Consider the following 7,911-nt stretch of genomic DNA (forward strand, 5'->3'; position numbering starts at 1 on the left):
AGTACCAAGTCAACCCAGACTCGGCGGTAAAATCAACAAAATACGTTGGCCGAACCACCAAAATTTCCGGTGCTATCGGCCTGATAACAACCGGCGTCGGGAATTTCTCCGTAAGTTTGCGACCGACTTTTGGGTACGCTGGCCGAAATACAATTTCGGCCGACTCCGGCGTTGGGAAGGCGAAAGGTTGAGTCGTGAAGGTCCGTTGTGGCCGTCGACGTCAACTATAAACCGGCCCGGCACCTTTTTTGGAAGGGCAAAAATAGCGTTTTTCGGCTCGCCCTTCATTATCACCTCCTCTGCAAGAACCACCGGGCCTGATGCTCAAAGAATTTAGGATTGGTCTTTTTCTGCTAGTCCTGGCCCTGACTGGCCTGCTTATTTCCTCGGCCGTGCCCCGCACCGACATGGGCAAGCCCATGACGCCGGCCGAGCAGGGCTGGGTCGACAGCGTGTTCACCTCGCTCAGCCCCGACCAGCGCCTGGGCCAGCTGTTTATGGTGGCCGCCTACTCCAACAAAGACCGCAAGCACGTTCAGTACATCGATTTTCTGGTCAAGAATTATGGCATCGGGGGGCTGATGTTTTTGCAGGGCGGCCCGCGTCGGCAGGCCAACCTCACCAACCGCTACCAGGCCGAGTCGAAGGTGCCGTTACTGGTGGCCATCGACGCCGAATGGGGCCTCGATATGCGCCTCGATTCGAGCATGCACTTCGCCAAGGGCATGACCCTAGGCGCCATGGACGACGACGACTACGTGTACCAGATGGGCCGCGAAATCGCGCTCAACCTCAAAACGCTGGGCGTACACGTAAGCTTTTCGCCCGACATCGACGTCAACTCCAACCCCAGCAACCCGGTTATCGGCAACCGCTCGTTCGGCGAAGACAAGGAGCAGGTAGCCGCCCGTGGCATTCGTTACATCCAGGGCCTCCAGGACCACGGCATTATGGCTGTCGTCAAGCACTTCCCCGGCCACGGCGACACCGATGTGGACTCGCACGTGGCCCTGCCGGTTATCAACTCCGACCTGACCCGGCTCACCAACATCGACCTCTACCCCTTCCGCCGGGCCATTGCCGAGGGCGTGATGGGCGTGATGGTGGGCCACCTCTACGTGCCGCTGCTCGACACCGTAAACACCATGTCGGCCACTGTTTCGCCTACGCTCGTTACCGGGCTGCTCAAGGAGAAAATGGGCTTTCGGGGCCTTGTGTTTACCGATGCGCTCAATATGAAGAGCGTGTCGAACTTGTTTAAGGCCGGTGAGCTCGACGCCCTGGCCCTGGCCGCCGGCAACGACGTGCTGCTGTTTTCGGAAGATGTGCCGATGGCCATCCAAAAGATAAAGGAGGCACTGGCCAACGGCAAGCTCGACCAGGACGACATCGACCAGCGGGTGCGCAAAATCCTGCGCGGCAAGTACTGGGCCGGCCTCAACCACTACCGCCCCGTAGATGTGCCCAACCTGATGCAGAACCTGAACCGGCCCCTGAGCCGCCTGGTGCAGCAGCAGATTTATGAGCACGCCGTGACGGTAGTCAAGAACGAGGACGATATCCTGCCCTTCCAGCGCCTCGACACGCTGCGCATCGCCGCCATTACCATCGGTTCTGAGGCTGAGCCCTACCGCGACATCATGGGCAAGTACCAGAACGGGCCGGTGTACGCCGTGCCCAACCGCTACGCTCCCGATTCCACGTTCAGCCGCCTCGGCCGCCAACTTGCCCCCTACAACGTGGTGGTGGTAAGCCTGCACGGCATGAACAACACGCCGGTCCACAACTATGGTCTCGGCGACGGAGCCCTCAAATTCTTAAAAGAATTGCAAGCCAACCGCCGGATTAAAACGGTGGTAGTGGCCTTCGGTAACGCCTATGCGCTGAAGTTTCTGGAAGGCAACCGCAACCTGGTTTGTGGTTACGAAGATAACTACGCCTCCCAGCTCGTGGTGCCTCAGGTGCTTTTCGGGGCACTGCCAGCCAAAGGCCGCCTGCCGGTTACGGTATCGGAAAACCTGAAGGCCGGCCTGGGCCTGCCCACGCCCGATTTCCACCGTCTCCGTTACGGTACGCCCGAAGCCGTAGGCCTCGACTCGCGCATCATGACCCAGATCGACAACGTGGCCCTGGAAGCCGTGGCGTACGCTGCCGCCCCCGGCTGCCAGGTGCTGGTAGCCAAGGATGGGATGGTGGTGTTCGATAAAAGCTACGGCTACTACACCTACGACAAGGGTCAACCAGTTAATAAGAGCACGCTTTATGATCTGGCCTCGGTAACGAAGGTGGCCGGAACGCTTCAGGCCATTATGTGGCTCAAGGATGAGGGTAAAATCAACCTCGACGACAAAGTATCGGCCTACTTGCCAGAGCTCAAGACGACCAACAAAAAAGACATGACCGTGCGCGACGTGCTCATGCACCACGCCGGCCTCAAACCCGGCATCCCAACCTGGGAGCGGACCGTAACCAGCGCCGGCCCCAAGCCCGAGTTCTACGCCAGCACCGAATCACCGGAATTTTCGCGCGAGGTAACGCCCAACCTGTTCAGCATCAACTCCTCCGAAAACTCGGTGTGGACGTGGGTGCAGGAATCGGCGCTACTGCCCAAGGTACGGGGCCAGTACCCGGTAGAGTACTCTGACCTGAGCTTTATTGTGATGAAGCGCCTGGCCGAAAAGCTGCTTAACCAACCGATAGAGCAGTTTCTGGCCAAGCAGTTCTACGCACCATTGGGCCTGGGCTCGATGACCTACAACCCGCTCAACAAGTTCCCGAAGTCGTGCATCGCGCCCACCGAAAACGATACCTACTACCGCCATACCCTACTGCAAGGCAGCGTGCACGACCAGACCGCGGCGCTTGTGGGCGGCGTGGGCGGGCATGCCGGTTTGTTTGCCAACGCCAACGACCTGGCCGTGCTCATGCAAATGAACCTGCAGAACGGCCGCTACGGGGGCCAGCGCTTCTTCCAGACGCCGGTGGTAGCTGAGTTTGCCCGTAGCACCGACGCCGGCAGCCGCCGCGGCCTGGGCTGGGACCGGGGCGACCCAAGCAAGCCCGAGGGCCCCACCAGCAACCTCTCACCCGCCAGCACCTTCGGCCATACCGGCTTCACAGGCACCTGCGTGTGGATGGACCCGGAAAACAAAATCCTCTACATCTTTCTTTCCAACCGGGTGTACCCCGACGCTGGCAACAAAAAGCTGGTGCAGTACAACATCCGCACCCGCATCCACGATGTGATTTACAAGGCCCTGCAGAAAACATGAGCTGTTGTGTAGCTTTTCTGTTCCTTTGATTCCGCAACCGGCGGCGAGGCGCTCCTGAAGGAGCAACTCGCCGCCGGTTTTTTTAGTCCTTCGGTCCGGCAACCTTCCGCCTGTTTCGTAATCGGTAAACTGTTCTTTCTGCTCTCCGGCCCGTAGTGGGCCATTCATCGAGTGCCGGGCCCGCGCCTGACCTCCCTTCTCCCCCGCTCCCATGAACATCGGCATTGTCTGTTATCCCACCTTTGGCGGCTCCGGCGTCGTGGCCACCGAGCTTGGCAAGGCGCTGGCCCAACGCGGGCACCGGGTGCACTTTATCACCTACAGCCAACCGGTGCGCCTGGATTTCTTCAACGAAAACCTGTTCTACCACGAGGTTTATATCCCCCCCTATCCGCTGTTCCAGTTTCCGCCCTATGAGCTGGCGCTGGCCAGTAAGATGGTCGACATTGCTCAGAACGAGAAGCTTGACGTGCTGCACGTGCATTATGCCATTCCGCACGCCTCGGCTGCCTTCATGGCCAAGCAGATCCTGCTCACCCGCGGCATCCGCATCCCGGTGGTTACCACGCTCCACGGCACCGACATTACGCTGGTGGGCAAGGATGCCAGCTACGAGCCCGTCGTGACCTTCAGCATCAACCAGAGCGACGGGGTAACGGCCGTATCGGCCGATTTGCGGCGCGAAACCTACGAATACTTCGCAATCGAGAAGGAAATCGAGGTAATTCCGAACTTCATCAACCTAGAGCGCTTCCAGAAGCAGGAGAAAGGCCACTTCAAGTCGGCCATTGCCCCCGAGGGCGAAAAGCTGCTGGTGCATACCAGTAACTTCCGCTCGGTGAAGCGGGTCGACGACGTGGTGAACATTTTTGCCGGGGTCCGCAAGCAGATTCCGGCTAAGCTGCTGCTGGTTGGCGACGGCCCCGACCGCCCCCGCATCGAGAAACTCTGCCGCGACATCGGCCTCTGCCAGGACATCCGGTTTCTGGGCAAGCTCGAAGCCGTGGAAGAAGTGCTCAGCATCGCCGACCTGTTCCTGATGCCTTCCGAGAAGGAAAGCTTCGGCCTCGCTGCCTTGGAAGCCATGGCCTGCGAAGTGCCAGTCGTCAGCACCAACGCGGGTGGCATCCCCGAGCTCAACGAGCACAATATCACGGGCATGGTGAGCGAAGTAGGCGACGTGGCCGACATGGTGAAAAACGCCCTCTACGTGCTCAAAGACGAAAACTTACCCCGCTTCAAAGCCGCCGCCCGCGCCCATGCTGAAACCTTCGCACTGGAAAACATCGTGCCCCTGTACGAAGCATGTTACCAACGCGCTGTTGATTCGGTGATGAGCGGAATTGTAGGAGCTAAGGCATAGGTACGTAAGGGTTGGGATAGACAAAAAAAGGCTGTCATCCTGCGCGAAACGCGGGATGACAGCCTTTTTTTAGTCCTTCAACTTAAAACATAGCCACGGCCTCACGCTTCACGGCCAGGATAGCGGCGGCGGTAGGGTCGGTTTGCTCATCGCTCATAAGGCTTTCGAGGATGCGGCGGGCCAGCTCGGGGCCCCGGGCCTCCGTTGGGTTGGGCATCCCGCGAAACTGGGAGTTAATGAGGCCGCTCACGCTTTCCTGCGCCTGCTTAACGGCAGCCCAGGTTTCGGGCTGCATGTAGAGCTGCTGGCTGAGGTTGTGCTCCACCTCGGCCCGGATTTCCTGGAGCAGCTGGCGGTGGTAGTCGGGGGCCGAGAGGCCGGCACTACTCACGCGCACCAGCAGATTCGGTGGGCTCAGGCGCTCTAATAGCAGCGTTACGCGCTCCAGGGCCTGCAGACGGAGCGGCAACGTGGTTTTGCTGGCTTCCAGGCGCATCTCGATCAGGCGGCGCTGTTGCTCCTGCTCCAGAAACCGCTGGAACAGAAAATAAATGGCCCCGGCCACAACGAGGGCCGGCAGAATGATTTTGAGCAGGTCGAAAATATAGGCAGTGGAATCCATGCAACAGGTAAAGTGAGGGGGATAGCCGGCCCCGCAACGAAATGTGGCCGCAACCGGCGGGCAGGCAAAGATAAGGCGTGAACTGCGGGGCCCAAGCCGTTGTTGTACGACCAAACGACGCATCGTGGCGACGTAGTGTAGCGGGGCCTTTGCGAAGAATAAGCCCCGACTGCTACTGGCTTCGTACCTTTGTCGCCTTACACTCCTAAAATCGAACGCACTATGGCAACGGCCGTTTCCACCAAAATTGCTCCCATTAGCCTTACCTCCCGCGCTTTAGTGGAGGTTCGCAATATTCTGACTGAGAAGAATGTGCCCGGCGAATACGGCCTGCGCGTAGGTGTGCAGGGTGGTGGCTGTTCGGGCATGAGCTACCTGCTCGGTTTCGACAAGCCCAAGGAGCAGGACGAAACCTTCGACCTCGATGGGGTGCTGCTTATCATGGATAAAAAGCACGCCATGTACGTGCTGGGCATGGAAGTCGACTTCCAGGATGGCCTCAACGCCCGCGGCTTCGTCTTCAACAACCCCCAGGCTAAAAGCACCTGCGGCTGCGGCTCCTCGTTCTCGTCGTAAGCGCTAGCGGCCGTTAGTTTGGCCCATTCAGCCCACCTGCAGCATCCTGCGTACCCTATTTGGGTATCGTTGGCCTGACTACTACCTGCCAGTTTTATAAAAGAAGCCGTTTCGCCATTGGCGAAGCGGCTTCTTGCTTTAGGGTACCTGCGGTACGGCTGGCAGCAGGGCCTTGGCCAGATAAGCCCGCACCAGCCCCAGCCGGTGGCGGACCTGATTCTGCTCATATGCGCGGGTAAGCGTGGTTTCCGTGGCGCGCTCGATCAGGTCGCACTGACGGCGCAGGGCCTGGCGGCGTTTGTAGGAGCCCGTGCGGCGGCCAATCGTTTCGAGGGCTTTGAGCTGGCGTAGCAATATGGCCACGTTGTCGTCGCCGCTGCTGCGGATCTGGTCGAAGGCTAGCTTCACGAAATCTTCGAAGTTGCGGGTGTGGGCAATCAGGCGTACCTGGCCGTCGGCGGCGCGCAGGGGCTGGTGCAACTCGCGGCTGGCCAGGTAGGCCAGCATGGCTCCCAACCTGTCGACGCAGATAACGGCCGTGGTGGTGTCGTTGATGCCCGGCGACAGCGCTTTGAGGGCAATATCAACAATCTGGCGGAAGCCGAAAGCCACGTCCTGCTGGTCGATGCTGCGTTGGTTGTCGACGGTGAAATAGTCATTCAGCTGCTCCTGCTCCTTGTCGGTGGGCAGGCGGTCGGCAGCGTAATAGGCTACTGCCACCAAAGGCGTGTCGAGGGTTACGAAGTCGCCGAGGCGGTGTTCGAGTCGTAACACAGCGTCGTTTTCGGTGGCAAAGTCCAGCAACTCCTGACTAGCTACCCCCTGCATGTAGCCGGTGGCGGCGGCTAGCACCAGATGCCAGTTCAGGTCGGTGGTGCGTAGCGTTTCCTCCTCTTCCTGATCGGCCTCCTGGCCTACCTGCTTGGGGAAGATTTTGGTCATGCTGCTAATGGTTTCGTCGGCCGCTTCAGCAATAATATTGGCCGCCTGAATAGACGTAGCTATGTGGTGGATGAAGAAAATCAGCATCCCGATACTGACTAAGGCCATCAGCAGGGCAAACGACACGGCCAGCGGCGGCACAAACCCCACGTCATGGTCACTGCTGTCGCGGATAGTGCGCAGTACAATAAGGCAATACACGAAAATGCTTACGAAAAAGCCCATCACCACTTGGTTGGGCCGGTCGCGCATGAAGTTGCGCAGGATGCGCGAGGTGTACTGCCCCGACACGGTAGCCAGCGTGGAGAGCGTGAGCGAGAAAATGAGGGCCGCTACCGTAATGGCCGAGCCGGAAATCGACGAAAGCATACCCCGGGCCCCGCTAGACCCGGCTCCGAACAGCAGCGGATAGTTGGACGTCCATTTGTTGCTGGTGCTGTTATCGATCAGCACCAGCCCGTAGGCCAGCACCATCGACGAGATGACCATCAGGGTCGGCACGAACCACAGGCTCGCGTTGATGTTAAGCCACCAGCTTTTAATTTTATTCATGGAGGAAATGAGGGGATAACAGGCGTTGGACAGCCTTTGTGGAAGCCGGAGCGGCGCTTCGTTCCGTTACGGCTTAGGCACGTTTTTCAGCGCCGAATGCGGGGCGTCGGCAGATTCGTGCTGGAGGGCGTTGAGGGTACCGTCGTTTTCGAGTACTACGGCGGCAGCCTCGGCCAGGGAGGCAATGCCCCGCTCGCGCAGACTGGTCAGGATTTCGCCTTCCGTCACGCGCTCAGCCTTCATCTTGGCGTGCAGAAACTGGCCCTGGTACACGAGCAGCGTGGGTTCCGCCTTCACCAGCTTATCAACGGCCGAATAGCGCACCGACAGCCAGGTGATAACGTATTGCAAGCCAATAAGCATGCCCATACCCAGTAGTCCATCGGCCAGCGCCACGCTTTTGTTGAGCAGCGTAGACGCCAGCATCGAGCCCAAGGCTACCGTCACAATGAGGTCGAAGGCATTCATCTTCGAGAGCGTACGCTTGCCCGAAGTCCGCAGCAGCAGAATCAGGCCCACATAAACCATTACCCCAACCACAGCGATGCGGCCCAGGCTGGCCCAATTGGTAAAGAAAATTTGCT

Annotated in this window: 6 protein-coding genes; 3 read left to right on the forward strand and 3 right to left on the reverse strand. The window is 59.2% G+C overall.

The features are described 5' to 3' along the window. Positions 1 to 320 precede the first annotated feature (320 nt). On the forward strand, positions 321 to 3,272 hold the full coding sequence (locus CDA63_RS09475) for a glycoside hydrolase family 3 N-terminal domain-containing protein (protein WP_088464213.1): 2,952 nt from the start codon (positions 321 to 323) through the stop codon (positions 3,270 to 3,272). 211 nt (positions 3,273 to 3,483) lie between these two features. After that, positions 3,484 to 4,635: an N-acetyl-alpha-D-glucosaminyl L-malate synthase BshA gene (gene bshA / locus CDA63_RS09480; protein WP_088464214.1), complete on the forward strand. Its 1,152-nt coding sequence runs from the start codon at positions 3,484 to 3,486 to the stop codon at positions 4,633 to 4,635. A gap of 82 nt (positions 4,636 to 4,717) precedes the next feature. Here bshA and CDA63_RS09485 read toward each other — a convergent pair whose 3' ends face one another. Beyond that, the gene (locus tag CDA63_RS09485; protein ID WP_088464215.1) at positions 4,718 to 5,257 is read right to left on the reverse strand and encodes a DUF7935 family protein; all 540 of its coding nucleotides are present in this window, start codon (positions 5,255 to 5,257) and stop codon (positions 4,718 to 4,720) included. 222 nt (positions 5,258 to 5,479) lie between these two features. Between CDA63_RS09485 and CDA63_RS09490 the strand changes: the two genes are divergently transcribed. Beyond that, the gene (locus tag CDA63_RS09490) at positions 5,480 to 5,833 is read left to right on the forward strand and encodes a HesB/IscA family protein (protein WP_088464216.1); all 354 of its coding nucleotides are present in this window, start codon (positions 5,480 to 5,482) and stop codon (positions 5,831 to 5,833) included. 138 nt (positions 5,834 to 5,971) lie between these two features. On the opposite strand, the gene CDA63_RS09495 is transcribed toward CDA63_RS09490, so the two are convergent. Then, a complete protein-coding gene (locus CDA63_RS09495) occupies positions 5,972 to 7,327 on the reverse strand; it encodes a DUF2254 domain-containing protein (RefSeq protein ID WP_088464217.1) in 1,356 nt (451 codons plus the stop codon). 66 nt (positions 7,328 to 7,393) lie between these two features. Next, positions 7,394 to 7,911: DUF421 domain-containing protein (locus CDA63_RS09500; protein ID WP_242434622.1), on the reverse strand; the 518-nt coding region annotated here is incomplete at its 5' end.

The sequence above is a fragment of the Hymenobacter amundsenii genome (assembly GCF_002204745.1).
Taxonomy (GTDB): domain Bacteria; phylum Bacteroidota; class Bacteroidia; order Cytophagales; family Hymenobacteraceae; genus Hymenobacter; species Hymenobacter amundsenii.

Bases quoted from the DNA above. Each gene is read 5' to 3' on its own strand.
- CDA63_RS09495 (WP_088464217.1), bottom strand. From the start codon at position 7,327: ATGAATAAAATTAAAAGCTGGTGGCTTAACATCAACGCGAGCCTGTGG.
- CDA63_RS09490 (WP_088464216.1), top strand. From the start codon at position 5,480: ATGGCAACGGCCGTTTCCACCAAAATTGCTCCCATTAGCCTTACCTCC.
- bshA (WP_088464214.1), top strand. From the start codon at position 3,484: ATGAACATCGGCATTGTCTGTTATCCCACCTTTGGCGGCTCCGGCGTC.
- CDA63_RS09475 (WP_088464213.1), top strand. From the start codon at position 321: ATGCTCAAAGAATTTAGGATTGGTCTTTTTCTGCTAGTCCTGGCCCTG.
- CDA63_RS09485 (WP_088464215.1), bottom strand. From the start codon at position 5,257: ATGGATTCCACTGCCTATATTTTCGACCTGCTCAAAATCATTCTGCCG.